This window comes from Paraburkholderia sp. Cpub6 (assembly GCF_014201065.1).
GTDB classification, from domain to species: Bacteria; Pseudomonadota; Gammaproteobacteria; order Burkholderiales; family Burkholderiaceae; genus Paraburkholderia; species Paraburkholderia tuberum.
Window position 1 is genome coordinate 118,733 of the sequence record NZ_JACHDM010000013.1, and the last position, 25,005, is coordinate 143,737.

At 62.1% G+C, this 25,005-nt stretch carries 27 protein-coding genes and 2 pseudogenes; 16 read left to right on the forward strand and 13 right to left on the reverse strand.

What is annotated here, in order from left to right; all coding sequences use genetic code 11:
* Positions 1-134 precede the first annotated feature (134 nt).
* Positions 135-908, reverse strand: coding sequence for a helix-turn-helix transcriptional regulator (locus HDG33_RS21795; protein ID WP_184033196.1), 774 nt, complete (start codon positions 906-908; stop codon positions 135-137).
* Between the two features lie 116 nt (positions 909-1,024).
* On the opposite strand from HDG33_RS21795, the gene HDG33_RS21800 reads away from it, so the two are divergent.
* The 6 genes from HDG33_RS21800 to HDG33_RS38380 all read left to right on the forward strand — a co-directional run bounded on the left by HDG33_RS21800 (position 1,025) and on the right by HDG33_RS38380 (position 5,630).
* Entirely contained in the window at positions 1,025-2,104 is a 1,080-nt protein-coding gene (locus HDG33_RS21800) for a zinc-binding alcohol dehydrogenase family protein (RefSeq protein WP_184033198.1), read from the forward strand.
* Between the two features lie 410 nt (positions 2,105-2,514).
* The gene (locus HDG33_RS21805; protein WP_090811471.1) at positions 2,515-2,733 is read left to right on the forward strand and encodes a hypothetical protein; all 219 of its coding nucleotides are present in this window, start codon (positions 2,515-2,517) and stop codon (positions 2,731-2,733) included.
* A 196-nt stretch (positions 2,734-2,929) separates the two neighbouring features.
* Positions 2,930-3,238, forward strand: a complete 309-nt coding sequence (locus HDG33_RS38080) for a hypothetical protein (RefSeq protein ID WP_311548368.1) — start codon at positions 2,930-2,932, stop codon at positions 3,236-3,238.
* A 756-nt stretch (positions 3,239-3,994) separates the two neighbouring features.
* Positions 3,995-4,792: an alpha/beta hydrolase gene (locus HDG33_RS21815; protein WP_184033209.1), complete on the forward strand. Its 798-nt coding sequence runs from the start codon at positions 3,995-3,997 to the stop codon at positions 4,790-4,792.
* A gap of 3 nt (positions 4,793-4,795) precedes the next feature.
* Positions 4,796-5,137 carry a hypothetical protein gene (locus HDG33_RS21820; protein ID WP_018422605.1) on the forward strand — a complete coding sequence of 114 codons (342 nt, stop codon included), beginning with the start codon at positions 4,796-4,798 and terminating at the stop codon, positions 5,135-5,137.
* Between the two features lie 175 nt (positions 5,138-5,312).
* Positions 5,313-5,630, forward strand: coding sequence for a DDE-type integrase/transposase/recombinase (locus tag HDG33_RS38380; protein WP_409259053.1), 318 nt, complete (start codon positions 5,313-5,315; stop codon positions 5,628-5,630).
* Here HDG33_RS38380 and nirD read toward each other — a convergent pair.
* Genes nirD through HDG33_RS21865 form a run of 8 tightly spaced genes read right to left on the reverse strand, consistent with a single transcriptional unit; the run spans position 5,524 to position 12,013 of the window.
* On the reverse strand, positions 5,524-5,844 hold the full coding sequence (gene nirD, locus HDG33_RS21830) for a nitrite reductase small subunit NirD (protein ID WP_090811477.1): 321 nt from the start codon (positions 5,842-5,844) through the stop codon (positions 5,524-5,526). The genes HDG33_RS38380 and nirD overlap by 107 nt on opposite strands.
* A gap of 1 nt (position 5,845) precedes the next feature.
* Positions 5,846-6,214 carry an SUF system Fe-S cluster assembly protein gene (locus tag HDG33_RS21835; protein WP_090811480.1) on the reverse strand — a complete coding sequence of 123 codons (369 nt, stop codon included), beginning with the start codon at positions 6,212-6,214 and terminating at the stop codon, positions 5,846-5,848.
* Between the two features lie 8 nt (positions 6,215-6,222).
* Positions 6,223-6,678, reverse strand: coding sequence for a Fe-S cluster assembly sulfur transfer protein SufU (sufU, locus tag HDG33_RS21840; protein ID WP_184033211.1), 456 nt, complete (start codon positions 6,676-6,678; stop codon positions 6,223-6,225).
* Positions 6,675-7,928 carry a cysteine desulfurase gene (locus tag HDG33_RS21845; protein ID WP_311548369.1) on the reverse strand — a complete coding sequence of 418 codons (1,254 nt, stop codon included), beginning with the start codon at positions 7,926-7,928 and terminating at the stop codon, positions 6,675-6,677. Before HDG33_RS21845 ends, sufU begins: the two co-directional genes overlap by 4 nt.
* The gene (gene sufD, locus HDG33_RS21850) at positions 7,925-9,247 is read right to left on the reverse strand and encodes a Fe-S cluster assembly protein SufD (RefSeq protein ID WP_184033213.1); all 1,323 of its coding nucleotides are present in this window, start codon (positions 9,245-9,247) and stop codon (positions 7,925-7,927) included. The genes HDG33_RS21845 and sufD overlap by 4 nt, the downstream gene beginning before the upstream one ends.
* Entirely contained in the window at positions 9,244-10,035 is a 792-nt protein-coding gene (gene sufC, locus HDG33_RS21855) for a Fe-S cluster assembly ATPase SufC (RefSeq protein WP_184033215.1), read from the reverse strand. The genes sufD and sufC overlap by 4 nt, the downstream gene beginning before the upstream one ends.
* A 29-nt stretch (positions 10,036-10,064) precedes the next feature.
* The gene (gene sufB, locus HDG33_RS21860) at positions 10,065-11,513 is read right to left on the reverse strand and encodes a Fe-S cluster assembly protein SufB (protein ID WP_184033217.1); all 1,449 of its coding nucleotides are present in this window, start codon (positions 11,511-11,513) and stop codon (positions 10,065-10,067) included.
* Positions 11,510-12,013 carry an SUF system Fe-S cluster assembly regulator gene (locus HDG33_RS21865; RefSeq protein ID WP_184033219.1) on the reverse strand — a complete coding sequence of 168 codons (504 nt, stop codon included), beginning with the start codon at positions 12,011-12,013 and terminating at the stop codon, positions 11,510-11,512. Before HDG33_RS21865 ends, sufB begins: the two co-directional genes overlap by 4 nt.
* A 746-nt stretch (positions 12,014-12,759) precedes the next feature.
* Here HDG33_RS21865 and HDG33_RS21870 point away from each other — a divergent pair.
* Both HDG33_RS21870 and HDG33_RS21875 read left to right on the forward strand, forming a co-directional pair.
* Positions 12,760-13,182 (forward strand): DUF4148 domain-containing protein, encoded by a 423-nt coding sequence (locus HDG33_RS21870; RefSeq protein ID WP_184033221.1) that lies wholly within the window; start codon positions 12,760-12,762, stop codon positions 13,180-13,182.
* Positions 13,183-13,337: 155 nt separating this feature from the next.
* Positions 13,338-13,736 (forward strand): RcnB family protein, encoded by a 399-nt coding sequence (locus HDG33_RS21875; protein WP_184033229.1) that lies wholly within the window; start codon positions 13,338-13,340, stop codon positions 13,734-13,736.
* A gap of 211 nt (positions 13,737-13,947) precedes the next feature.
* Here the strand turns inward: HDG33_RS21875 and HDG33_RS21880 are convergent.
* From HDG33_RS21880 to HDG33_RS36990, 3 genes and pseudogenes are all read right to left on the reverse strand, one after another.
* A pseudogene (locus tag HDG33_RS21880) lies at positions 13,948-14,390 on the reverse strand (IS6 family transposase); the annotation flags it as partial.
* Between the two features lie 76 nt (positions 14,391-14,466).
* On the reverse strand, positions 14,467-14,766 hold the full coding sequence (locus tag HDG33_RS36985; protein ID WP_221311499.1) for a group II intron maturase-specific domain-containing protein: 300 nt from the start codon (positions 14,764-14,766) through the stop codon (positions 14,467-14,469).
* A 198-nt stretch (positions 14,767-14,964) separates the two neighbouring features.
* A pseudogene (locus HDG33_RS36990) lies at positions 14,965-15,386 on the reverse strand (AraC family transcriptional regulator); the annotation flags it as partial.
* A 368-nt stretch (positions 15,387-15,754) separates the two neighbouring features.
* Between HDG33_RS36990 and HDG33_RS21895 the strand changes: the two are divergent.
* Complete coding sequence (locus tag HDG33_RS21895) at positions 15,755-16,897, forward strand: porin (RefSeq protein ID WP_184033231.1); 1,143 nt, start codon at positions 15,755-15,757, stop codon at positions 16,895-16,897.
* A 12-nt stretch (positions 16,898-16,909) separates the two neighbouring features.
* Positions 16,910-18,637: a tannase/feruloyl esterase family alpha/beta hydrolase gene (locus HDG33_RS21900; RefSeq protein WP_184033241.1), complete on the forward strand. Its 1,728-nt coding sequence runs from the start codon at positions 16,910-16,912 to the stop codon at positions 18,635-18,637.
* A 60-nt stretch (positions 18,638-18,697) separates the two neighbouring features.
* Here the strand turns inward: HDG33_RS21900 and HDG33_RS21905 are convergent, their stop codons facing one another.
* A complete protein-coding gene (locus tag HDG33_RS21905) occupies positions 18,698-20,113 on the reverse strand; it encodes a sigma-54-dependent Fis family transcriptional regulator (protein WP_184033249.1) in 1,416 nt (471 codons plus the stop codon).
* 258 nt (positions 20,114-20,371) lie between these two features.
* On the opposite strand from HDG33_RS21905, the gene HDG33_RS21910 reads away from it, so the two are divergent.
* From HDG33_RS21910 to HDG33_RS21935, 6 genes are all read left to right on the forward strand, one after another.
* Complete coding sequence (locus HDG33_RS21910) at positions 20,372-21,253, forward strand: MBL fold metallo-hydrolase (RefSeq protein WP_184033251.1); 882 nt, start codon at positions 20,372-20,374, stop codon at positions 21,251-21,253.
* 34 nt (positions 21,254-21,287) lie between these two features.
* Positions 21,288-22,595 carry an FAD/NAD(P)-binding oxidoreductase gene (locus HDG33_RS21915; protein WP_184033253.1) on the forward strand — a complete coding sequence of 436 codons (1,308 nt, stop codon included), beginning with the start codon at positions 21,288-21,290 and terminating at the stop codon, positions 22,593-22,595.
* 31 nt (positions 22,596-22,626) lie between these two features.
* On the forward strand, positions 22,627-23,430 hold the full coding sequence (locus HDG33_RS21920) for a sulfite exporter TauE/SafE family protein (RefSeq protein WP_184033255.1): 804 nt from the start codon (positions 22,627-22,629) through the stop codon (positions 23,428-23,430).
* Between the two features lie 44 nt (positions 23,431-23,474).
* A complete protein-coding gene (locus HDG33_RS21925) occupies positions 23,475-23,906 on the forward strand; it encodes a YeeE/YedE family protein (protein WP_184033257.1) in 432 nt (143 codons plus the stop codon).
* Position 23,907: 1 nt separating this feature from the next.
* The gene (locus HDG33_RS21930) at positions 23,908-24,345 is read left to right on the forward strand and encodes a YeeE/YedE family protein (RefSeq protein WP_184033259.1); all 438 of its coding nucleotides are present in this window, start codon (positions 23,908-23,910) and stop codon (positions 24,343-24,345) included.
* A 63-nt stretch (positions 24,346-24,408) separates the two neighbouring features.
* Positions 24,409-24,939, forward strand: coding sequence for a cytochrome b (locus HDG33_RS21935; RefSeq protein ID WP_184033261.1), 531 nt, complete (start codon positions 24,409-24,411; stop codon positions 24,937-24,939).
* Positions 24,940-25,005: the final 66 nt, after the last annotated feature.

Sequence of the window (25,005 nt, forward strand, 5' to 3'; positions counted from 1 at the left end):
GACCTGGCAACAAATTCGCATTCGGCCATGGGCTTGCCTGGCGCCAGCCGCAGTGGCGTCACAGGAAGGAGCAAGGCGGACGCATCTCGCAGAGCCATCCCCGGAATGCACCAAGCTTCCCGCCGCACGACCGCTCAGACAGGCGTGTAGATCGCCAACTTTAGTGCAGGGTCATCGTTCGCCTGAAACGTCGTGTATTCGTAGCGCTGCGTGCCTCGCTGCGGGTGCGCGAGCACTTTCTGGCCGGCCACGCTGCTGCGGATGTCATGCGCGTCCCACCACCGCGCGAACTCCCGGCTACGGGAACGCACGCGCTCGACCAGTTCAATAAACGCCGGATCGTCGGCATGGAGATCGTGGGTCGCGCGAAAGAGCGCAATCATTCGACGGGCTTCATCGGACCAGGTGGCCCCGAAGATCCGCCGCGATTCCGGCTCGATAAACATGAAGACCAGGATGTTGCGGTCCGCTTCGGCGAAACGGTCGAAACCCAGGAGGTCCGCAGCGGCGGTGTTCCACGTCAGGATGTCCCAGCGCCTGCCGGTTACGTACGCCGGCACATCAAGGCGCGCGATCAGACGTTCGATCGCCGGAGGGACGCTCTCGCGCGTGAACGCGACCCGATCGCCGTTGCCCGCGAGCGCCCGCAAATGTGCTGTTTCGACCTTGCCGAGGCGCAGGGCGCGAGCGAGCGCGTCGAGGGTGGTATCGGACGGCCTGACGGTTCGGCCCTGCTCGAGCCGCACATACCAGTCCACGCCGATGCCCGCCAGTTCCGCCACTTCCTCCCGTCGCAGGCCCGGTGTGCGGCGGCGCCGATCGTCGTTGAGTCCGACCGCGTCCGGACTCAGTTTTTCCCTGCGTGAGCGCAGGAAATCGCCAAATTCGTTTCGACTCGATGTCGTCATGATTGTCGTTTTCGCCTTGGGAGGCACGCTGAAGTCCTAGGATAGTGCCAGGCCTTGTTACGAATGCTACGCCTGCCAGAATGGTCTCGTCCAATCACCCTGACCGGAGACCGACAATGAAAGCTGCGATTCTGAAGACGCTCGGCATGCCACTCGAGATCGAACACATGCCGGCCCCCTTGATCGGCACAGGCGAGGTCATTGTCGATGTCGCCGCCGCCCCCGTGCTGCCCTACGCGAACGAAGTCTTCAGCGGCGAACGCCGATACCCAATTGACCTGCCGATGGTTCCCGGCTGCGGTGCGATTGGTCGCGTGCGTGCTATTGGCCCGGACGCCACGCACCTGAAGCCGGGTGACTGGGTGTTCTGCGATCCGACCGTGCGCTCGCGCGACGACGCCCTGATCCCCGACATCGCACTACAGGGCTGGAGCGCGCGCGGGGACGGCGGCAAACGTCTGCAACGGCATTTTCACGATGGCCCCTTCGCCGAACAGGTACGAGTGCCGACGGAAAACGCCGTTCGCATCGGGGAGATCGATCCGGCCGATGTCGCCCGGTGGTGTGCGCTCAATGTCATGCTGGTGCCCTACGGCGGACTGCTCGCAGCTGGTTTGCAGGCAGGTGAGACGTTGCTCGTGAGCGGCGCGACAGGCAACTTCGGCAGCGCGTGCGTCGCCGTCGCCCTCGCGATGGGCGCGCGCTGCGTGGTCGCGCCGGGACGCAACGAACAGGCCCTCGCGGATCTGGAACGCCGCTTCGGCGAGCGCATCCGGACCGTGAAGCTTTCGGGTCGTGAAGAAGAGGACCGCGAACGGATGCGGCTGGCGGCGCCCTGTCCGATCGATTGCGTGATTGATCTGATGCCGCCGTCGGTTAGCACGACCACGGTGCGCGCGGCGGTCACGACCGTCCGCGCTTATGGACGAGTCGTGCTGATGGGTGGCGTCGGCATGCTCGGCGGCGAAGGGCTTGACCTGCCTTATGCGTGGATCATGCGCAACGACATCACGATACGCGGAAAATGGATGTATCCGCCCGCAGCAGTGACGCGCATGACGGGCTTGATCCGTGCCGGGCTGCTGGATCTCGGCCACTTTGACGTCACAACCTTCTCCCTTGATGACGCTAACGACGCGGTGGCTCACGCAGCTGCGCACGGCGGCCCATACAGGATGACGGTGATCCGTCCTTAGACGGCGGACTCGCGCCTCACGCCTCACGCCGGACATACTTTGTCGACGATTCAGCCTCCAATGTCGAGTGACCGGTCATGGCCGGAGGACGTTGCTTCATCGGCGTAGGCCGACCGCATCGGGCGGTAGATGGCCCAAGAGCGGTCGGTCGACATCGACGTCCGGATCGTTGGCAATCAATGCGCACCCGTATTCGGGTGGAGCGTTCCCATTCGAATTCTCGTTGCTGTCCTGCTCTCGCTGGTCAGCGAGCTTTGCTGTTACTGCCTACGATGTACATATCGTTCTTAAAGCGTTTTGGGCCGAAGAGTCGCCGCCCCAATTCATCTTGGCAGAGCGACCTTGGCGGTGGCAACGAGGTCCACCTCGTCCAACGCGACGACGATTAGGGCAATCGTTTGGAGACAGCCATGCATTTCGACTACCAACAATTCCACATCGACGCGTCACCTCTTGATGAAGGCGGCCGCTATTACGCTCGCGCAAAGATCTACCGGCGCGCCTCGGCGAGTGGCGATGCCGTCGAGGTAAAGTATTCGGGCGACCTCGGCGATTATCCCTCCGACGCGGATGCTATTGAGGCGGCGCAGCGTTGGGCGATTCAGTGGTGCGACGAGAACTCCGCTTAGGCTTCACTATCCAGGTCCAGGCTGTTCCGGAGTATTCGCCGCACCCACCAGACATCCAGTTCAGGGGCACGCGTCAGGCGAGAGCGATACGTGCAGCAAGGGCTGACAACGGCCCTCACGACCGGTCCTGCTGATCCCCGGCAAAAGAAGCGGCGCATAATGCACACATCCCTTTGTCAGGACGATGGAGGTAGATGTGACAACTTTTGCTATCGACGCCGTTCGCATCAACCCGACGAACGACAGGTTTACCCATGTGCGTTGGGCTCCCGTCGATCCGTCGACGCGTGAATGGCTGTCCCCCCCTGCGATTGTGGAGGTGGCCGAAGTCGTCGCCGCGATCCGTCGGGGCGATGTTGTTTGGTCCCTTTTTACGCTTGGTGGCACACGGTATCTCGGGCCAAAAATTGTGTCTGTCTCTCACACCGACGGACACGCCGGGATCGACACGGATGTCCCTGGCGATCATGTCGAAAAATGCATTGACGATTTGCCGCACCTTTGACGGCATACCTTTGAGGCCGTCGGCGATCGGACTGTGAAAGGTCTGGATCGGGTCGGTAAGACTCGTTGATGGACAGAGAGAGCTGACATTCGCCGACGCCAGTTTGTAAAAGTCAGCAAAGCGATACGCAACAGCCGCACCAATTTGATCGGCGAACGTCGGCTCAGGCCGATGACCCACCAGTAGCCTTTCCGCGACGAAAGTCCGCTTCACTCTTCAAAGAGCCATTGATGCTTCGACATGCCGGAAGTCGGCTCTGGGTCGGCAAGACTCATCCATCCATGACTTAGCTGACATTCACCGGCACCGGGTTGCGAAGGTCAGCAAAGCGACCTGCCGCCGCCGCACGCTGCCCGATCGGCAACCGACCGCTATGGCCGAAGTGTACGCGACGGTTATCAGGCAGGTCTTCTGGAGAACCAGCCATACGGATGACGGCTTTGAGGATAAGGGGTCCGGATTCGCCCGATGAGAGGTGCGCCAAAAAGCGGGCGCACGAGCCGGGACGTAGCATTGTTTCGCACGGCTAGCGTCGGTCGCGCTCGATTTCAGTCTGTTCTGGGCTGCTTCGTACGGACCAACCCCGCGCCTGGTCGCGTCGCTCGGAAAATATCGAGGGTACAAGGCAGGGAGATACTCTCCGTACCATAACTTAGACGCCCCCATCCTGACGACACGCCTGAATATGAGCGGTGGCGACCGCGCGCTAAACTGGGTGTGTGCTATCGAAAAGTTCGGTGGGTCGAGCGCAAGACGATGAAATTCACCCGAATGATGGTCGGCCTCGCCGTCGCGTACATGATTGTGTTAGCCGGAGTCGCCATCTTGCAGGATCGTTTTCTCTACTTCCCTCAGAAAGCCGCAATCGAGGAGCTCACCTCCGGCGGACTGCGCGCCTGGCCGACACCTGAGGCGTTCAGGGGCCTCGTTGCGGAGCCGGCCGGGTCCGCGCGCGCCACGGTCATCGTCTTTCATGGCAACGCGGGGCATGCCGGACACCGCTCATTCTATGCCGCGGCGCTCACCCGGCTCGGGCTGCGCGTGATTCTCGCCGAATATCCAGGCTACGGGCCGCGCACCGGTGCATTAGGCGAAGCGAGCCTGGTCGACGATGCTCAACAAACCATCGCGCTCGCACATCGCCTCTATGGAGCGCCGCTGCTGCTCATCGGCGAATCGCTTGGGGCCGGCGTGGTCGCTGCGGCCGGCTCGCGTGAACGCGACAAGATCGCAGGCATGATGCTCATCACGCCATGGGATCGGCTCGAGCACGTCGCCGCTTACCACTATCCGTGGCTGCCCGTGAAGTGGCTGCTGCGCGACCAATACGACAGCGTGACCCATCTGGCGTCGTTCGACCGCCCGGTTCTCGTCGTGGTTGCGGAACGCGACAGCATCGTCCCTACGCGCTACGGCGAGGCGCTTTACAACTCGCTGTCCGCACCGAGAAAACTCGTGGTGGTGAAGGCGGCTGACCATAACGACTGGATTGGCCACGTCGACGAAACCTGGTGGCGGGAGGCGACCGACTTCCTTCTCACGCCTTTGCATTGAAATATGAAGACGCCACCGGTCCCGTCCAGCTCGGAGCGCATCTATGTTCTCGATGCGAAGAACAGGCCTGTCGAGGTGTTCGACCACGGCGCGTGGTCGCGCTGGATGACGGAAAACGAACTGATCTTCCGCCGCACACTGCTGGACGACTACGGTGTAACGGTCACGACCCGCTTCCGTGGTGTGTCCAAACCGAAAACCGGGGAGGCTTTGCTGTTCGTGACGCGCGTCGCCGGAATGCAGGCGCAAGACAACAGGAGCTACGGAGCAAGTACGCTCGATGAGGCGCTGGAGCAGCATGAGCGCATCGTGCAGAAAATCCTCCGGATAATGACAGGGCGGTGACCATCACAGCACGACGATTCTGCGGAGCCGTAACCCCAGGGAGTCGTCCATACGTGGTGCAAACGGCGCAAGCGAATCGGTTAGAGTGTCCTGCTGAACGAATAGAGAGCCGTCGTGGCGTGTCGATGAAACGTAGCTGAAGATCCGCGGCAGGTGGGTGTAGCTCTGCCGGGCGGTGAATCGGGCCGGCCAGACAGTTGACTTCATGCTACGTGCAAAGCGCGACGTGAAGGCGGCCAAAGCCTGTTTCAGGAAAGCTCTCAAACATCAGGGCAAGCCGCCGAAGACCATCTCACTGGATGGCTATGCCGCCTCACACGCGCGCGAATGGACGAACGGCCCAGCTGAGCCGCATACTGAGAACGAGAGCCGGTCGACAGCGCACCTCAATCCCACCGCTCGTCACGCACCTGGACGACGCCCGCCTCGATCCGCACCGGAAACGCCACCACATCCTCATATGCCGGCGGCGCCAGCACCTTTCCGGTCCTGATGCAAAATCGTGCACCGTGGCGCGGACAGACGACCACGTCGCCTTCCACCACACCGCCAGTCAGGATGCCGCCGTCGTGCGGGCAGACATCCTCGATTGCGTAACAGGTGCCGTCGACGTTGAACACAGCAACCTGAGCGCCATCGACCTCGACGCTGCGAACAGACCCGGCCGGAAAATCCCCGATCGCAGCGACATCGACCCAGTCGGACATGTCAAAGCATCCCCAATTGCAGGCGCGCCGCATCCGACATCCGGTCTCTCGACCACGGCGGATCCCACACCAGTTCAACGTGCACGTCGTTCACTCCGCTCGCCGAGAACACCGCATCCTCCACCGTCGCCGGGAAGGTCTGCGCGACCGGGCAGCCGGGCGCGGTCAGCGTCATGCGGATCCCAACGCGGCCTTCGGCTTCGTCCACGTCAAGACCATAAACAAGCCCCAAATCGTAGATGTTGACCGGAATCTCCGGATCGAACACGGTGCGCAGTGCATCGATCACGCGTTCTTCAAGACCTTCTGTTGTCGTGCCACTCCCGGGTTGTGCGGCCTCAGCGCGCTTCAGCCAGTCGAATGTGCTCATCGTCTGCCTCACTCTGTCGAAACGGGGCGATCCTCGTCGTGCAGCGCGGCGTTCAGCGTATGCCAGGCCAGCGTCGCGCACTTCACACGCTCGGGAAATTCACGTACACCGGACAGCACCGCCAGCTTGCCCATCTCCGGCGCGGCTGTCGCCTGCCCTGCAGCGGGTGTTGTCACCATGTCGTGAAAGCGCCCGAACAGCGCTTCGGCCTCTGCTTCCGTTTTGCCTTTCAGCGCCTCGGTCATCAGCGACGCTGATGCTGTCGCAATTGCACAGCCCGCGCCTTCGAAACTCGCTTCTTTGACGATGCCGTCCTCGATTCGCAGATAAAGCGTAATCCGGTCGCCGCACAGCGGGTTATAGCCCTCAGCCGTGTGATTGGCGCCGGACAGTCCATGACAGTTACGCGGCCGCCGGTAGTGGTCGAAGATGACTTCCTGATACAGGTCGCGCAGATCGCTCATTTTCCGAATATCTCCCTGACCTTTCCGAGACCTTCGATCAGCGCGTCGATATCCTGGTGGGTGTTGTAGAGGGCGAGCGACGCGCGCACGGTCGCCGGTACGCCGAAACGCTGCATCACCGGCATCGCGCAATGATGGCCCGCACGCACCGCGATGCCGTGATGATCGAGAATCGTGCCGACATCATGGGCATGCACGCCGTCGAGCACGAACGACAGAATGCCTGCCCTGTCGCGTGCGCTACCGATAAAACGCAAGCCCGGTATCACCCGCAGGGCGGCCGTCGCATAGGCGAGCAGTTCGTTCTCGTGCGCGGCGATGACTTCCATGCCGATGCTGTCGACATAGTCGAGCGCCGCGCCCAGCGCAATCGCGCCGGCAATGTTCGGCGTACCTGCTTCGAACTTCCACGGAATCGCGTTGTATTCCGTTTTCTCGAACGTTACCGATCGGATCATGTCGCCGCCGCCCTGCCATGGCGGCATCGCTTCAAGCAGTGCGGCCTTGGCGTATAGCACGCCAATGCCGGTCGGTCCGTACACCTTATGCCCGGACAACGCGTAGAAATCGCAATCTATCGCGCGGACGTCGACCGGCAGATGCGCGATTGCCTGTGCGCCATCCAGCAGCACCGGCACGCCCCGCGCGTGTGCCGCTGCAACGATGCGCTCCACCGGATTGATGCTGCCGAGCGCGTTGGCCAGATGAGTCATCGCGACCAACCGCGTACGTTCACTCAACAAACGCTCGTACGCGTCGGCATCGAGCGCGCCCATATCGTCGATCGGCACGACTTTCAGCGCCGCGCCCGTCTGCTCGCAGACGAGCTGCCACGGCACAATGTTCGAATGGTGCTCCATCGCGCTAATCAGGATTTCGTCGCCGGGCTTGATCTGCGGGCGAGCATAACTCTGGGCGACGAGATTGATCGCTTCGGTCGTGCCACGCACGAACACGATCTCCTCCGGACGCTGCGCATTGATGAAGCGTGCAATCTTCGCGCGTGCGGCCTCGAATGAATCGGTCGCGCGCTGCGACAGCAGATGCACGCCGCGGTGCACATTGGCGTTGCTATGCCGGTAGTAAGCGTTTTCCGCGTAGATGACCGAGGCAGGCTTTTGCGTCGTGGCGCCATTGTCGAGATAGACCAATGGCCGGCCATGCACGCGCTCGCCCAGAATCGGAAAATCGGCTCGCCAGTGCTCGACATTGCGCGGATCGGGCGTCTGCATCTGTTCGATCGGCTTCATAGCAGCTCCCTGATGCGCTCGCCTTCCGGGGTGCGCGCGAACAGCAGGTTTTCGAGCCGGCCACGCAGCGAATCGATGCGCACACCTTCGACTATGTCGCGCGCAAATGCGTATGTCAGTAGCGCCCGCGCCATGCGCTCTTCGACACCTCGTGCACGTAAATAGAACAGCTGGTTGTCGTCCAGTTGACCGACCGTCGCGCCGTGTGTGCATTTCACGTCGTCGGCGTAGATCTCGAGTTGCGGCTTCGTGTCGATTTCCGCATCGCGTGACAGCAGCAGGTTGTGATTCGCCTGATGCGTGTCCGTTTGCTGTGCATCGCGATGCACGATGACGCGCCCGTTGAACACGCCGCGCGCTGCGCCGTCGAGCACCCCGCGGTAATGTTCGCGACTCGTGCCATGCGGCTCTGTGTGATCGATGCGCGTGTGGTGATCGACGTGCTGCCGGCCCCCGACGAAATAGAGACCGTTCAACGTCGCTTGCGCGTTCGCGGCGTTCAGGCTTGTGCCGATACCAGTGCGCGACAATGCGGCGCCGAACGCGAACGCATGTGAGGTAAAACAGCTGCCCCGTTGCTGCGCAGCGGCGACCGACGCGATATGAAAAGCCTTCGGGCCCTCTTGCTGCAACCGGTAGTGCTGCACGTCCGCCTGCTCGTCTGCGACGATGCGGGTAACCGCATTGGTCCAGTACGCGTCGCCGCTCAGCCCTACAAAATGCTCGACGATCGTGCAGCCCGAGCGTGCTCCTGCAAGCACGACATTGAACGGCTGCACCGCAAGACCCGCTTCGTCGGTCAGGAACAGGATCTGCAGCGGTTGATCGATGACCTCGCCAGGGGGCAGCACGATGGCAAACCCATCCGTCATGAACGCCGTATTTAGCGCGGCAAAGCCATCTGAATACGCCTGCGAGGCGAATGCCGATTCCAGTTGTTGTGGCATTTCTCTCAACGCCCGGGTGAGCGAGCCCACAAATACCCCGTGTGGCAAACCATTCAGTTTCGACGGCCGCGGCACATGCCGACCGTTGACAAAGACCAGTCGATGCGCGGCAGGGTCCAGCTTGAGTTCATCGATGATGTGCCGCACGTCGCTATCGTCCGTGCGTTGTGCCTTGAAATGCCAGGGACGCTTGCCAATCGCCGACACGTTCGTGTATTTCCAGTCCTCGTGCCGCGTGGTCGGCAAACCCAGCGCGTCGAACTGGTCGAACGCGCTTCGGCGCGCGGCACGCAGCCATGGAAACTCAGCGCCGGGCAACGTCTTCGCGAGTTGCCCAAACTGATGGAAATAGTCGAGGGATTCGTTTTTCATGGATGCCCCGCACTTTCCTGGCTTGCTCTATTTTCTGGTTGCACCGCTTCATCGTCGATCCAACCATAGCCTTTACGCTCCAGCTCCAGCGCCAGTTCACGGGACCCCGACTTCACGATCCGGCCATTCGCCAGCACATGCACGCGATCCGGCACCACGTAGTCCAATAGCCGCTGATAGTGCGTCACGAGCACGATCGCCCGTTCTGGACTGCGCATGCTGTTGACGCCCTGCGCGACAATCTGCAATGCGTCGATGTCGAGTCCGGAATCCGTTTCGTCGAGAATGGCGAGCCGGGGCTCCAGCACGACCATCTGCAGAATCTCGTTGCGTTTCTTCTCTCCGCCGGAAAACCCTTCGTTCACGGCGCGATACAGCAGACTCTCGTCCATCCGCATCAGCGTCATCCTCTCCTTGACCCGTTGCAGAAACTCCATCGCATCGAACTCCGGCTCGCCACGATACCGCCGCTGCGCATTCAGCGCCGCCTTCAGCAGATAAACGTTGCTCACGCCGGGTATCTCGACGGGATACTGGAACGCGAGAAACAGTCCTTGGTGTGCGCGCTCCTCGGGTGCGAGTGCCAGCAGGTCGCGGCCGAGATACGAGACCTCGCCGCCCGTGACAGCAAAGTCCTCGCGCCCGGCCAGCACCTGGGCAAGCGTGCTCTTGCCCGAGCCGTTCGGACCCATGATCGCGTGCACCTCGCCGGCCCTTACACCCAGATCGATGCCACGCAGAATTTTCTTGCCGTCGACTTCGACCTGCAGATTGCTGATTTCAAGCATGGTCCGAATCCCTCGCGAATCGCTGTGGGTTATCCCACGGCGCCTTCCAGGCTGACGCCGAGCAGCTTTTGTGCCTCGACTGCAAACTCCATCGGCAGCTCCTTGAAGACCTCCTTGCAGAAGCCGTTCACGATCATCGACACCGCGTCTTCCGGCGACAACCCACGCTGCCGGCAATAGAACAACTGGTCTTCGCCGATGCGTGATGTCGATGCTTCGTGTTCGACCTTCGCGGTCGGGTTCTTGACCTCGATGTAGGGGAATGTGTGAGCGCTGCAACGGTTTCCGAGCAAAAGCGAATCGCACTGCGTGTAGTTGCGCGCGCCTTCCGCCGCACGGCCGACCTTCACGAGGCCGCGATACGCGTTCTTTCCGCGGCCCGCCGAAATGCCTTTCGACAGAATCGTGCTGCGCGTATTGCGGCCGACGTGAACCATCTTCGTCCCGGTATCGGCCTGTTGATAGTGGTTGGTCAGTGCCACCGAATAGAATTCACCGACCGAGTTATCGCCCTGCAGGATCACGCTCGGATACTTCCACGTAATCGCCGAACCGGTTTCCACCTGAGTCCATGAAATCTTCGAACTGGCCTCGCGGCAGTCGCCACGTTTGGTCACGAAGTTGTAGATGCCGCCCTTGCCCGACGCATCGCCCGGATACCAGTTCTGCACGGTCGAATAGCGGATCTGTGCACCTTCCAGCGCGACCAGTTCGACCACAGCGGCATGCAGCTGGTTTTCGTCGCGCATCGGCGCGGTGCAGCCTTCCAGATAGCTCACGTACGCGCCTTTGTCCGCGACGATCAGCGTGCGCTCGAACTGCCCGGTGTTCTGGGCGTTGATACGAAAGTAGGTCGACAGTTCCATCGGGCAGCGCACGCCCGGCGGGATGTAGCAGAACGAGCCATCGCTGAACACGGCGGAATTGAGCGCAGCAAAGAAATTGTCGGTGTGCGGCACGACCGAGCCGAGATACTTTCGCACCAGTTCGGGATGATGCTGTACGGCATCCGAGAACGAACAGAACACAATGCCGAGTTCCGCCAGCTTTTCGCGGAACGTAGTCGCTACCGACACGCTGTCGAATACCGCATCCACCGCTACGCCCGCCAGCAGTTCGCGCTCCCTCAGCGGCACACCCAGCTTTTCGTAGGTACGCAGCAGTTCCGGATCGACTTCATCGAGACTCTTCGGACGATTCTTCTGCGTCATCGGCGCGGAATAATAGATTATGTTCTGGTAATCGATCGCCGGGTGTTCGACCGTCGCCCAATGCGGCTCGGTCATCGTGAGCCAGTGGCGATAGGCCGCGAGTCGCCATTCGAGCATGAACGCCGGCTCGTCTTTCTTCACCGAAATGAGCCGGACCACATCCTCGCTCAGCCCGCGCGGAAGCGCATCGGCCTGCAGATCAGTCACGAAACCGTGCTGGTATTCGCGTCTGATCAGTTCATCGAAACTGGTTGCGGATGCGCTCATGTGTGGCCTCGGTCAATCGACTTGCGCGCAGGCGTCGCGCCCGCGCGATGGGTGGAGATACTTCGCGCGCGGATCGCGCTGATATCGACTGCGCGCAAGGTGGGGCCCGCCATGTCCGCCAGCGTGACCTGCTGCAACGCTTCGTAAATCAGGCGATTGACCTTTTGCCAGTTGGCGCGCACCGCGCACGCCGCCTCCTGGATACACAGGCCTGGCGTAGTGCTGCATTCGGTCATCCCGATCGGGCCGTCGACGATGGCGATCACCTCCGCCAGCGTGATCCGCGCTGGCGGCCGCGGCAGCAGGTAGCCGCCGTTTGTGCCGCGCAGCGACTCCACGACACCACCGCGCGTCAGGACTTTCAGCACCTTTGACACCGTAGGCCCTGCGACGCCGGTCGCCGCAGCAATGCTGCTTGCGCTGTGGACGGCATCGGGATCGCGCGCCATCGCGGTCATGATCACCGTGCCGTAATCGGCAAGTTTGCTCATGCGCAACATCGGAACATCTCCCGTTTTAATCAGGACCCTTTCGGTCCAGATTACATCGAAACAAAAACCGCACGTTTAACGCCGATTCCATTCTAGACCTGTATATATAACCTTGTCAGTGTATTGGTCTTCGTGACGGACCGCTCTGGCGAGCCACGCTCCATCGACTGCAAATACCCACTCCCCCGACGAGACATCAATTGTTTGATATCCAGAATATCGAAAACTGATTTAAAAGCCGGAATCCGCGTGAAGGATGCGCGATGTGCATCGCCTATCTCGGGAGAGGCCCGCCGCATAGTACTTTGGGCTGTTGTGGATCCGGACCCAGTGGGCTACTGCCCGATCTTTCTGGTGATTGTGGTCGTGTGGAGTGTTGAGCAGGTGCGCGGACTGAATGTCGAACGCGCCCATTGCCCTCGGCCTACGTGTTCAGCGCATACATGAAAGCCCGGAATCCACGGTCACCGTTGCCAGTTGTCGCTGTCGGATGAATGATCCCCCGTCAAGATTCGGACGTTTACGTGCGCTAACGATGACGGCTCCGTTCGTCCGTGCCTGCATAAGATTGCCCTTCAAGGCGTACAGGCAATTAACAATTTTGCGCCGATTAATTCTGATTATTTCATTTTCAGAAAAAGTATTTTACAAAGTAGGTGTTTACCCTAACTCACTACCTCATTACACTTTCATTACGGATTGAAAGCATGCGCAAACTTATAGCGCCCAACCGACAAACCAAGGAGGTAGTAACCATGAAACCCTTCGTTAAACTCGCCGCCTTTGTGGCTGCCATCGCCTTCGCTGCGCCGATTACGGTTTTTGCCGCCGCAAACGTCGCAGCAAACCATCCACTGACCCGCGCGGAAGTCCGTGAGCAGTTGGTCGAGATCGAAGCGGCGGGCTACAACCCGGCCCGTGCGAACCCGCGCGAATATCCGGCGGACATACAGGCTGCTGAAGCCAAGGTTGCTGCCCACCACGGGAGCCCGCCTGGAGTAAGCGGCAGTCACCCGGTGACCGTCGTGGCAGTCAGTGAAGAAGTGATTGAGATCGATAGCGCTGGCAACACTTCCGGAGTGGGTGGCGTCCTAAGCGGCTCGTCCGCAGCGGGCGGCCATGCCTACAAGAGCGAAGCAGCTCGCACCGGCCCGGGCTCGGTCTACTTCGGTCACTGACCGGCTGGCAGGCGACTGACCCACCGTTCGCCTGTCTTTCCATAGAAGTGTGCAGAAACACTGCGCAACCCACATCTACACCAACTGGCTCGGGAAACATAGTCGCCGTCAAACGCGACTGTTTCATTTCAATCACTTCTTCTGTCAAAGCAGCCATGAAATCAAAATTACTCGCGCACTTCATGATCGCCGCCCTCCTTGGTGCGTCGATCCCCGCTTTCGCCCAGCCTCACGACAATCAGCACCACAATGACTGGTCGGCGCACGGCCCGCAACAACACGACATGCGTCCGCCGCGCGGTCACGATCATGGTCCCATGCCGCACGAGGCCTATAGCGGCCGGCCGGGCGGCCCGATGCCGCATGCCGACTGGCGCCAGGGCGATCGGCTTCCGCCTGAATACCGCGATCACAACTACGTCGTCGACGACTGGCGCGGCCACGGACTGCAACCGCCGCCGCGAGGCTATCACTGGGTTGGGGTGAACGGAGATTACGTGCTCGCCGCTATCGCAACTGGCATCATTGCCGACGTCCTGTTCTCCGGCCACTAACACCGGCGGCAACAATATCAACGGGTTCGATTCATCCGCGCAGGCAGCGGCCGCGCACTATTTCGACGAGCAGCCGCGATTCACGCCGTTCAATCGGGTTCGCTCTGCTACGCGCCACGCTGTATGATTACCCCAATATGCGCTACGCGGCGGGTTCTGTCGCGATAACGATTACAGCTTGAACAAAGCGTGATATCAGTAGGACTACTTGCGCTGCCAACGGATAGAATTGCTCGGCTGGAGTTTTGATGTCGCGCTCGTCCTGCATCTGCCCTTTGCGAATCATGTGCATCAGCTCGATGACGGACAGAATAATGCGCGCGCGCACCGGAAAGCCTTGAAACCCATCAACGGCGTGACAATGCGTTTGACGTCTCGATGGTCCTGCTCGATGACGTTGTTCAGGTACTGGTTCTGCCGGATCTTGATTGGCGTTGGCCGGTCTGCGTTGAGCGCTTCGAGCGCGGCCAGACTGGCACCACTCTTGTCCACGGTGACAGTCTCGGGTTCACCATTCTGGGCAATCGCCTTCTCGAAATACCGGTGCGCATCGGCCTTGTCACGATGGGCGCACAACAGGAAATCGACCGTGTTGCACTCCCTGTCGACGGCCCGGTACAAGTATTTCCAGTGGCCATTGACCTTGATATACGAGTGAGCAGACCCAGGGAATTGCGCCCCGAGTCTCTCGCAGAACCGTGCGTAGACCTCTCGATTTACACAGCTCCCGTTATCCAACCTGTCCCCCCTGATACTGCCAGTGCGCGAACTCTCGCGGGTACGCCTTCTTCATCTTGCGCAACCACTCTTCACTGCACCGTTTGTGCCGTCGCAGTGTTTTGTACTTGCGCCGAACCCAGCGCACGAGCTTTCGGTCGAGATACCGACTCAACTCATGCATGGCTGTCCGATAGAAAGCCCCATAGTAGTTCCACCAGCCACATATCGTGGGATTACATCGCTGGGCGCGTTCGAACAGTGATTTCGACGTTTGGCGCTGCAACCGCCATCCCCGCGCCACCTGTCTCATCCGTTTCAGGGCGTCAGGACTGACGCCAGGTACAAAGCTGGTCGAGACCTGCCCGTGCCTGGTCAGCACCCTTCGCGGACGAAACTGAAAGCCCAGAAATGTGAAGGTCACATTCGGGTAGGTTTGGGTGCGACTTCTGTCCTTGCAATACACGATCTTTGACTTTTCAGGATGCAACGTCAGCCCACACTCCGTCAGCGAGAGCCGCTCGATCGTTAGCGGCTCCTGCAAATGCGCACGGATGTATTCCTCCACCCGTCGTACATAAAACGGCGCAAGCGGTCTGCGCTCGCGCGTCACGCCGCTTGCTAAGCTGTTCGGTTGACCGTAGATAAGCGCGTTCAGTAGTGTCGACTCGAACTGCTCAAATGCGAGTGGATTGCGCAGCGGATGCGCCTCCGTACTCATGATTTCCGCGAGCATCGGCAGCAACTGCATCAGGCACACCCCTGTGCCGACGTCAGTGCGAATCCTGGCTCGAATTCGATTGCCCCACCCGCCGCGTCGCCGAAATGACGCTGTGCATGACGCTCGAGCACATCGCGCTCGATACGCAGGATGGCCTGCGGGCAAGCTTCGCCCCACCGCATGCGCAGCGCCAGCGTGGGCGACACCAGCGAGCCGGCGAGCGTCCATATTGAAGTGGACCTGCGCGTAGGCGAGCTCGTACAGTTTGCGCTGCTCGTCGGAAGGGCGGCCGTCACCGATCAACGCTCGGCTCGCATCCATCCCGCTGCATAGGGTATCTACCGAACATTTCATGCTTGCGTTGTCAGGATACCTGATATCAAATACGGAACTATCGCGACGGACAGGCGCGTCTTCCAGGACGCGTTTTATTTTGTTCTTTATATCAGCCTGCCTGATATTTCATCAACGGTGATCGGCGCCAGCATCCCCGTCACGCTCATCGCTGCAATCGCCTGAAACCGAAGATCCTCAACCGCAGTTCAACAAAAAAACATACAACTGGTCTGGAGACATCACCATGCAATTGAAGTCGACTCACGTTCTCATGTTCGGTGCGCTATGCGCGCTGAGCACTGGAGCCTTTGCGCAATCAAGCATCACGTTGTATGGCATCGTGGACACGGGGATCGAGTACGTCTCGCACGCGAACGCGAAGGGCGACAGCGTCTTTCGCATGCCATCCGTTACCGGAGAGTTCCCATCACGCTGGGGGCTGCGCGGCAACGAAGATCTAGGCGGCGGCTACAGCGCTGTCTTCACGCTCGAAAGCGGCTTTAACGTGCGCGACGGCAGTTCTGGACAGGGCGGGAGGCTGTTTGGACGCCAGGCATTCGTCGGCATGAAAAGCCCGTATGGAACGCTCGCGTTCGGCCGTCAGTACACGATGACCTATCTTGCGGTTCAGGGCGCCGACATCATCGGTCCGGACATTTACGGCATGGGCTCCCTGGATGCCTATGTGCCCAACGCACGCGCCGACAACTCCATCACCTATCTTGGCTCGTACAAGGGCTTTACGCTGGGCGCGGGCTATTCATTCGGACGGGACGCGGCGGGTACCGGCAACTCGCCGGGACAAGGAACCTGTACCGGCTCGGTTCCAGGCCACGCCACGGAATGCCGCGACTGGTCCGCAATGCTCAAGTACGACTCTCAATATTTCGGCGCGGCTGCGTCGTACGAGGAGCAACGCGGCGGCGCGACCGCAGCCGCCAACTTCTTCGACGGAATTGCGCCGACACCCCTCATCAACGCCGCGGACAAGGACGCCCGTACCCAACTGAGCGCCTATGCGCAGTACGCAGGCGCGAAGATCGGCGCAGGTTGGATTGGACGCCGCGTAGTGACCCAGTCGCCGACAGTACCGAATATCCGTTCGGATCTGTTCTTCCTCGGCGCTTCGTACATGGTCACGCCTGCGTTCCTCCTCGATGGCGAAGTGTTTCGGATCATCAATAGCGACCACGATACCCGCGCCACGATGGGAACGTTACGCACCACCTATCTTCTGAGCAAGCGTTCGTCGGTCTATGCGCAGGCTGCGTATCTCGCGAACAGCGCGAAGGCGCGCTATTCGGTCAGCGGTGGCGGCGGTGGGACCACGCCAGGCGCGGGCATGGGTCAAACGGGCGTGATGGTCGGTATTAAACACATGTTCTGATTGGGGGAGAGAATGAAACGAACTTCAATTGCTATGTGCGTATCGGCAGTGTCCGCGATGCTGGCGGCCTGCGGCGGCGGTTCCGACTCGCTCTCCACCAGTGCGACACAATTGCCTCAGCTTTCCGCAGCACAACCCGCGACGCTGTCAGGAAACTGCAACGCGCTCGCCGCCAGGTTGACGTTTGCGGCCACGACGTTCACGTCCGTTACCGACGTGCCGGCCGGAACGCTCACGGTGGCAGGAAAGTCCGTGCCCGAACATTGCGTGATCGAAGGGAAAATGAATCAACGCACGAGCGCCGTTGACGGCCAAACTTATGCGATTGGTTTTGAAATGCGGCTACCTATCGCGTGGAATGGTCGCTTTTTCTATCAGGCCAACGGTGGTCTCGACGGTAACGTGACACCGGCGACGGGGGTGCTCAGTGGCGGGGGCCCACTGAACAACGCGCTAAACATGGGCTTCGCCGTGATCAGTTCGGATGCAGGTCATTCCGGGTCGCAAAACCCGCTGTTTGGTCTCGATCCCCAAGCGCGCCTCGATTATGGCTATAACGCCGTTGCTACGCTCACGCCAATGGCCAGGCAGGTGATCAAGTTGGCCTATGGCAAGGGCCCCGACCGCAGCTACTTCGAAGGTTGCTCGAACGGCGGCCGTCATGCGATGGTGGCGGCAGCCAGGTCTTTCGCGGATTACGACGGCATCATTGCCGGCGACCCCGGCTTTCATTTGCCAAAGGCGGCGATCGGGCAGATGTGGAGCGCACAACAGCTAGCTACCGTCGCGACCGCCAAAACGTCGGCCGGAATTGCCGATATCACCACCGGCTTGACGACTGCTGAAAGGCAGCTCATCGCGTCGAAGGTCATCGCGAAGTGCGATTCGCTGGATGGTGTAGCGGACGGGATGGTGCAAGACATCAAAGCGTGCCAGGCGAACTTCGACCTGGCCACGGACGTACCGACATGTTCGAGCAATGGGCGCGACGGCACCTGTCTAACGGCGGCTCAAAAGCAAGCCGTTGGAAATATTTTTTCTGGGGCGAAAAATAGCGCTGGCACTGCGCTCTATGCGAGCTTTCCGTATGACGTCGGTGTCAACGGATCAGGCTGGGCCGCGTGGAAGCAAGGCAATTCGATCAGCCTTGACCCGGCCGCGGCGGCCTTCGTATTTACGTCGCCGCCGCAGAGCGCTTCGCTGCTCAGTTCCATCGGCGCCTACGCTCTGAACTTCAACATGGACAGTGACGCGCCGAAGATCTTCGCAACGAGCGGTGTCTATTCCGAGACTTCGTGGTCATTCATGACCCCGCCGAACGAGACTGATTTGAGCGGTCTGAGGAGCCGGGGCGCGAAGTTGATCGTCTATCACGGGACGAGCGATCCAGTGTTCTCGTCGAACGATACGACCGACTGGTATCAGCGCTTGTCCACGGCTAGTGGCGGTGACGCGAGCAATTTCGCCCGGCTCTTCACGGTAGCGGGGATGAACCACTGCAGCGGCGGTCCGACGGCCGATCAGTTCGACATGCTGACGCCTATGGTGGCATGGGTCGAGCAAGGGCAAGCGCCGAACCGGGTCATCGCAACGGCTCGCGACACGACCAACGCGATACCGAATAGCGAGGTGCCGACTAGCTGGGGTGCCGGGCGCACGCGTCCGCTCTGCGCGTATCCGAAGGTGGCCCGCTATACCAGCGGAGACGTGAACTCGGCAAGCAGTTTCACTTGCAGCTAAGCCACTGACCGTGCGAGGGGGGCGAAGATGTGAACGCTCCCCCACTACGCCGAGGAAACGTTAGGCTCCCTCACCGCCCGCGATCGCTTTGAGCCGGCGATAAAGCGTGCGCTCGCTCAATCCCAGCTGCGCGGCGAGCTCACTGCGTTTTCCGCGGAATTGCGCCGCTGCGCGCGCGAGTTCCGCATCGGTCAGCTTGCGCGACAAGCCCACGCCCACCGCCAGCGAATCCTGACCACCGCCGGAAGCCCTACCGCGGACCGCCTGCGGCAAGTGTTCGGCGCGGATCACGCCACCGTCGGCGAGCAGGTTGGCGCGCTCGAGTGCGTTGCGCAATTCGCGGATGTTGCCGGGCCACGCATAGGCGCGCAACTGCGCCATCGCATCCGTGGAAATCGACGCTTTATGCGACGATCCGGCGCGCGCCGACGCAATGCGCCGCAGGATCGAATCCGCTAACAGCGCGATGTCGTCGACACGCTCGCGCACCGCGGGCAAATGAATCGGAAACGCACTGATCCGGAAATACAGATCGGCACGGAACTGGCCGTCCGCGACCATCCGCTCGAGCGGCTTGTGCGTGGCCGCGACGAGCCGGAAGTCGGCGCGCAGCATATCGGTACTGCCCACGCGCCTGAAGGTGCCCGTTTCGATCAGCCGCAGCAGCTTCACCTGAATGGACAGCGGCACGTCGCCAATTTCATCGAGAAACAGCGTGCCGCCCTGCGCGGTCTCGACGAGGCCCTGCTTACGGCTCGTCGCGCCGGTGAACGCGCCCTTCTCGAAGCCGAACAACTCGCTTTCGAACAGCGTCTCGGTGATGCCCGAGCAATCCACCACGACCAACGGCCCCTGGGCGCGGCTGCTCGCCTCGTGCAGCGCATGCGCGAACAGCTCCTTGCCGGTGCCCGATTCGCCGAGCAGCAGCACGGGCAGCATCGAAGGCGCGACGCGCTGCAAAGCGGAAATCGCCTGGTTGAATGCCGGCGCGCGCCCGACCAGACCTTCGGAGCTGGGCCGCGCGGACGCGCTCCTGACCGTGGCGAGACGCTCGACATAGGCGACGATTCGCGCGTGCCCGTCGAAGATCGGCCGCAATTCGACGTCGACGTGCTCCGGGCCTCTCGGTGTGTGATGGACATGCAGCACGCGATCCGCACCGCGAATTTCGGCCGCGCGCTTCATCGGGCAGTGCTCGCCCGCCTGATCGCAGGGCACGTCGTAGTGATGTGAAACCTGATAGCAGCGGCGGCCGATGTGCGCCTGACCTTCGACGCCGAACTGGCGCTGATATGCGCGGTTCGCGGCCAGAATCTGATAGTGCGGATCGAGCACGATCGCCGGTTGCGGATCGTGTTCCAGATACGACACCAGCGCGCTTACGTCGGGTACCACTGCGGGCACGTCGTCAGCCGCGCCTGGCGGGCGCGGCAGAAGCTCGGGTAAAGCGGCGGGCGGAAGGTTGGGCAGGATCATCGTCGTTACTCCGGGAGTGCCGCACTATACGCCGGAACTGCCATTTCTGCCACGACTGCCAAATGGCAGCGACTCTATGCCACGTGTCATGCCAATCGTCACGCGGGCGCATCTTCGATCCGCCATATCGCGCGTCACAAACCGCTAAAAATCAGTGCGTTACAGGCGAGCCTTGCGATGCTACGACTAGATGGCACGACTCCTGCGGTAGTGGGCGCCCGGACTGGCTTAGTCCGCTATCGTAAGGAACCCACCGAAATGGCAACCGGCAAGCTCGCCGTCGAGGGCTTCTTCGATCCTGCAACATCGACCGTCAGCTATCTGCTGATGGACGCAGGCACGAAGAATTGCGCATTGATCGACACCGTGCTCGACTACGACCCGAAGTCGGGACGCACCTGCACCGCCACCGCGGATCGCCTTGCCGCGCGCGTGCAGTCCCTCGGCGCGCGCGTGCAATGGATACTCGAAACCCACGTCCACGCCGACCACCTGTCCGCCGCGCCATATCTGAAAGCGAGGCTCGGCGGTCAGATCGCAATCGGCGCGCTGGTTACGCGCGTGCAAGCCGTGTTCGGCAAGCTGTTCAACGCGGGTCCCGAGTTTTGCACCGACGGCTCGCAGTTCGACCGCCTGTTCGCCAACGACGAGACGTTCACCGTCGGCGACCTGTCAGTGCGCGTGATGCATACGCCAGGCCACACGCCTGCCTGCGTGACCTATGTCGCGAGCGACGACAGCGAAAAAGCCGCGTTCGTCGGCGACACGCTTTTCACGCCCGACTACGGCACGGCGCGCTGCGATTTTCCGGGCGGCGATGCGGCGGCGCTGTACCGCTCGATCCAGCGCATCCTCGGTCTCGCGCCGCAAACCCGCTTGTATCTGTGCCACGACTACCAGCCTGGCGGCCGTCCGCTGCTCTTCGAAACGACGGTGGCCGAGCAGCGCGAACGGAACATCCACCTCCACGACGGCGTCGACGAAGCATCGTTCATCGCGATGCGCACGGCCCGCGACGCCACGCTCGCGATGCCCGTGCTGATCCTGCCTTCGGTGCAGGTCAACATGCGGGCGGGCCACCTGCCGCCGCCCGAAAGCGATGGCGTGTCGTACATCAAGGTACCGGTCGATGCGCTGTGAGCGCGGCGGCCTGGAGCAAACAGGAGGACCAGACATGCGGAACACGAAACTCACAGCCCCTTCGAAGCCGGGTGCCGATGCGCCTGCCGTTGCAGCGCAACCGATGCGGCTGGCGCACCAGCACGACGTGGTGATCGTCGGCGCGGGCGCGGCCGGCATCGCGACGGCATCGAGCCTGCTCGCGCGCAGCCCCGATCTCGACATCGCGGTCATCGATCCGGCCGACACGCACTATTACCAGCCGGGCTGGACGATGGTCGGCGCCGGCGTGTTCCAACCGGAAACGACCGCACGTCCGATGGCAAGCGTGCTGCCCACGAACGTGACGCGGATCAAGACCGCCGTCACGCGCTTCGAGCCGGCGGAAAACCTCGTGATTCTCGACGGATCGCGCCCCGTCAAATACCGCCAGCTGGTGGTGTGCCCCGGCCTCAAACTCGACTGGAACGCGATCGACGGCCTCGCCGACACGCTCGGTCGCAACGGCGTCACGTCCAATTACCGGTATGACCTCGCGCCGTACACGTGGAAGCTGACGCAGCAGCTCGAAAGGGGCCGGGCGCTTTTCACGCAGCCGCCGATGCCGGTCAAATGCGCCGGCGCGCCGCAGAAAGCGATGTATCTCGCGTGTGATCACTGGCGCCGCAGCGGGCGGCTACAACATATCGGCGTCGAGTTCCGCAATGCCGGCGCGGCGCTGTTCGGCGTCGCCGACTACGTGCCCGCGTTGATGCAATACGTGGAGCGTTACGGCATCGCGCTGAACTTCGGCTCCACGCTGAGTGCGGTCGATGGCGACGCGAAAATGGCGAGATTCACGCAGACGTTCGCCGACGGCAGCAAGGAAACGTTCGAGACCGGCTTCGACATGCTGCACGCCGTGCCGCCGCAGAAGGCGCCCGACTTCATCCGCGACAGCGCGCTCGCCGATGCGGCCGGCTGGCTCGACGTCGATCAGACCACGTTGAGGCACAAGCGCCACGAGAACATCTTCGGACTCGGCGACGCGACCAGCACCTCCAACGCGAAGACCGCCGCCGCGGCGCGCAAGCAGGCGCCGGTCGTCGCGCACAACGTGCTCGCCGCGCTGGGCGCGGCGAGCGGCCTTGCGACCTACGACGGCTACGGCTCATGCCCGCTCACCGTCGAGCGCGGGAAGATCGTGCTCGCCGAGTTTCTGTACGGCGGCAAGGTCGCGCCGACGTTTCCCGCGTGGCTCATCGACGGCAAAAAGCCATCGCGGCTCGCGTGGCTACTGAAAGAGCGAATCCTGCCGCCGCTCTACTGGCGCGGCATGCTGAGGGGACGCGAATGGCTCGCGAACCCGCAACTGGCGGACTGAGCGCTTGCACGCACTGCTCACGGGGTCATCGATGCTGCTGTCTCTTCTTCTCGGCGCGCTGGTCGGCGCGATTCTCGGGCTGACCGGCGCGGGCGGCGGCATTCTTGCCGTGCCTGCGCTCGTGTTCGGCATGGGCTGGCCGCTGCAGCAGGCCACGCCGGTCGCGCTCGTCGCGGTGGCCGGCAGCGCAGCGGTGGGCGCGCTCGAGGCGTTCCACAAGCGGCTCGTCCGTTATCGCGCCGCGCTGCTGATGGCCGCCGCGGGGGTGCCCGCGACCGCCGCCGGCGCGCGTCTCGCACACGCGTTGCCGCAACGCGTGCTGCTCGCGCTGTTTGCCGCGGTCATGCTGGTGGTCGCGCTCCGGCTGTTGCGTCAGACGCTCGCGCGCCGCGCGTCGCGCGAGGCACAATCGTCAATCTGCGTCGCGCATGTCGACCCGGCGACCGGCCGCTTTCGCTGGACCTGGCCGACCGCAGCCGCGCTCGCGGCCACCGGTTCGCTGACGGGATTGATGACGGGGATGCTCGGTGTCGGCGGCGGCTTCATCATCGTGCCCATGATGCGCAAGCTGACGGACGTGTCGATGCACGGTATCGTCGCGACTTCGCTGATGGTGATCGCACTCGTCGGCAGTGGCGGCGTTCTCGCGACGGCCACGCACGGCGCAACGCTTCCACTCGAAGTCGCGTTGTGGTTCACTGGCGCCACCGCCGCCGGTATGCTCAGCGGACGGCTTGCATCGCATCACATCGCCGCGCGTCAGGTGCAACTGGGCTTTGCGAGCATCCTCGTCTGCGTGGCGCTCGGCCTGCTGGTCAAAGCGGCGCTGATGTAAGCGCTGCCGCTTCCCTCCAACCCATACAACAGTCAACCTGAACGATGATCGATCTCGACCATTTCACCCCGATCGCCTCCCTGTGCGGAGGCCTGCTGATCGGCGCCGTGGCTGCGGCGATGGTGCTTTTGCTGGGCCGCATCGCCGGAATCAGCGGGATAGTCGGCGGCCTGCTGCGCTGGACCAGGCGAGACGGCGCATGGCGCGTCGCCTTCGTTGCCGGGCTGGTCGCTGCCGCGGTAATCGCGCGCGCGGTCGGTGCGCCCGTCGCGATCACCGTCGACGCGTCGTGGCCGGCCGTGATCGCGGCCGGCTTTCTGGTCGGCATCGGCACCCGCTATGGCAGCGGTTGCACGAGCGGACACGGCGTGTGCGGCATTTCACGCGGCGCCACGCGCTCGCTCGTCGCGACGGCGACGTTCATGGCGGCCGGCTTCGTCACCGTCTATATCATGCGACATCTTCTCGGAGCCTAGGATGGCAACAGTTGTTTCATTCGTATGCGGGCTGCTGTTCGGCTTCGGCCTGCTGTTGTCGGGCATGGCCAACCCCGCCAAAGTGCTGGGCTTCCTCGATTTCGCAGGACACTGGGACCCGTCGCTCGCGTTCGTGATGATCGGCGCGGTGGCTGTCGCAGCAATCGGCTTCGCGATCGCGAAGCGCCGCGGCAAGTCGCTGCTCGGATTGCCGATGCAGATTCCCGCGTCAACGCACGTCACGCGAAGGCTGATGGTGGGCAGCCTCGCGTTCGGCGTCGGTTGGGGAATTGCAGGGTTCTGTCCCGGCCCGGCGCTCGTTGCGCTCGGACTCGGGTCGGTGAAAGCGTGGGTGTTCGTGGCGGCGATGATCGCGGGAATGGCCGTCTTCGAGTGGTTGGAACGGCGCAGACAGGCGGCCTTGGCGACTGCCCCTTAACCTGGCCTTAAGGCGCGGTCGTGTACGATCTGTTCCGACTGAATCCAACTCACAGGCTCCCCTATGCAAGTCTCCCCTGAACACCGCTATGACATCGTCGCACGTTTGCTCCATTGGCTCGTCGTCGGGCTGGTTGCCGCGCAGTTCGTGATCGGCTGGACGATGCCGGACGTGCACCGCGATACGGTGCCGGACGGCGAAATCGCCTGGCACCTTGGCGTCGGCACCGCACTGCTCGCAGCGATGGTGTTGCGGGTGCTGTGGCGCGTGACTCATCGGTCGCCGCCGGACAACCTGCCGCCGCTGTTTCGCGCCGCTTCGAAGCTCACGCACCTCGCGCTGTATTTGCTTCTCGTGCTGGTGCCGCTGCTCGGCTGGATCAACGCTTCGTCGCGCACGTGGACGGTCCGCCTCGCCGGACTTGCTTCGTTGCCCTCACTGTCGGCACCGGGTTCGTCATTCGGACATGCGATGGGCGATGTTCACGGCGTCCTCGCTTGGGTTCTATTCGGCGTGATCTGCCTGCATATCGCAGCGGCGATGTTTCATCAGTTCGTCGCCGGCGACCGCGTTCTGCAGCGCATGAAGATCTAGCGGTAGTTCGAGCGCTGCCTATATTTGCCCGTCAAACAGGGCAAAGCTGCGTGGCATGTCACGCGG

Excerpts from the sequence above, each read along its gene's own strand:
- HDG33_RS21870 (WP_184033221.1), top strand. The coding sequence starts at position 12,760 with ATGAAACCCTTCGTTAAACTCGCCGCCTTTGTGGCTGCCATCGCCTTC.
- HDG33_RS21920 (WP_184033255.1), top strand. The coding sequence starts at position 22,627 with ATGCTGCTGTCTCTTCTTCTCGGCGCGCTGGTCGGCGCGATTCTCGGG.
- HDG33_RS21915 (WP_184033253.1), top strand. The coding sequence starts at position 21,288 with ATGCGGAACACGAAACTCACAGCCCCTTCGAAGCCGGGTGCCGATGCG.
- sufB (WP_184033217.1), bottom strand. The coding sequence starts at position 11,513 with ATGAGCGCATCCGCAACCAGTTTCGATGAACTGATCAGACGCGAATAC.
- HDG33_RS21930 (WP_184033259.1), top strand. The coding sequence starts at position 23,908 with ATGGCAACAGTTGTTTCATTCGTATGCGGGCTGCTGTTCGGCTTCGGC.
- HDG33_RS21935 (WP_184033261.1), top strand. The coding sequence starts at position 24,409 with ATGCAAGTCTCCCCTGAACACCGCTATGACATCGTCGCACGTTTGCTC.
- HDG33_RS21895 (WP_184033231.1), top strand. The coding sequence starts at position 15,755 with ATGCAATTGAAGTCGACTCACGTTCTCATGTTCGGTGCGCTATGCGCG.
- HDG33_RS21905 (WP_184033249.1), bottom strand. The coding sequence starts at position 20,113 with ATGATCCTGCCCAACCTTCCGCCCGCCGCTTTACCCGAGCTTCTGCCG.
- HDG33_RS21875 (WP_184033229.1), top strand. The coding sequence starts at position 13,338 with ATGAAATCAAAATTACTCGCGCACTTCATGATCGCCGCCCTCCTTGGT.
- HDG33_RS21925 (WP_184033257.1), top strand. The coding sequence starts at position 23,475 with ATGATCGATCTCGACCATTTCACCCCGATCGCCTCCCTGTGCGGAGGC.
- nirD (WP_090811477.1), bottom strand. The coding sequence starts at position 5,844 with ATGTCCGACTGGGTCGATGTCGCTGCGATCGGGGATTTTCCGGCCGGG.
- HDG33_RS21900 (WP_184033241.1), top strand. The coding sequence starts at position 16,910 with ATGAAACGAACTTCAATTGCTATGTGCGTATCGGCAGTGTCCGCGATG.
- HDG33_RS21815 (WP_184033209.1), top strand. The coding sequence starts at position 3,995 with ATGAAATTCACCCGAATGATGGTCGGCCTCGCCGTCGCGTACATGATT.
- sufD (WP_184033213.1), bottom strand. The coding sequence starts at position 9,247 with ATGAAAAACGAATCCCTCGACTATTTCCATCAGTTTGGGCAACTCGCG.
- sufU (WP_184033211.1), bottom strand. The coding sequence starts at position 6,678 with ATGAGCGATCTGCGCGACCTGTATCAGGAAGTCATCTTCGACCACTAC.
- HDG33_RS36985 (WP_221311499.1), bottom strand. The coding sequence starts at position 14,766 with ATGAGACAGGTGGCGCGGGGATGGCGGTTGCAGCGCCAAACGTCGAAA.
- HDG33_RS21845 (WP_311548369.1), bottom strand. The coding sequence starts at position 7,928 with ATGAAGCCGATCGAACAGATGCAGACGCCCGATCCGCGCAATGTCGAG.
- sufC (WP_184033215.1), bottom strand. The coding sequence starts at position 10,035 with ATGCTTGAAATCAGCAATCTGCAGGTCGAAGTCGACGGCAAGAAAATT.
- HDG33_RS21910 (WP_184033251.1), top strand. The coding sequence starts at position 20,372 with ATGGCAACCGGCAAGCTCGCCGTCGAGGGCTTCTTCGATCCTGCAACA.
- HDG33_RS21820 (WP_018422605.1), top strand. The coding sequence starts at position 4,796 with ATGAAGACGCCACCGGTCCCGTCCAGCTCGGAGCGCATCTATGTTCTC.
- HDG33_RS21795 (WP_184033196.1), bottom strand. The coding sequence starts at position 908 with ATGACGACATCGAGTCGAAACGAATTTGGCGATTTCCTGCGCTCACGC.
- HDG33_RS21805 (WP_090811471.1), top strand. The coding sequence starts at position 2,515 with ATGCATTTCGACTACCAACAATTCCACATCGACGCGTCACCTCTTGAT.
- HDG33_RS21800 (WP_184033198.1), top strand. The coding sequence starts at position 1,025 with ATGAAAGCTGCGATTCTGAAGACGCTCGGCATGCCACTCGAGATCGAA.
- HDG33_RS21865 (WP_184033219.1), bottom strand. The coding sequence starts at position 12,013 with ATGTTGCGCATGAGCAAACTTGCCGATTACGGCACGGTGATCATGACC.
- HDG33_RS21835 (WP_090811480.1), bottom strand. The coding sequence starts at position 6,214 with ATGAGCACATTCGACTGGCTGAAGCGCGCTGAGGCCGCACAACCCGGG.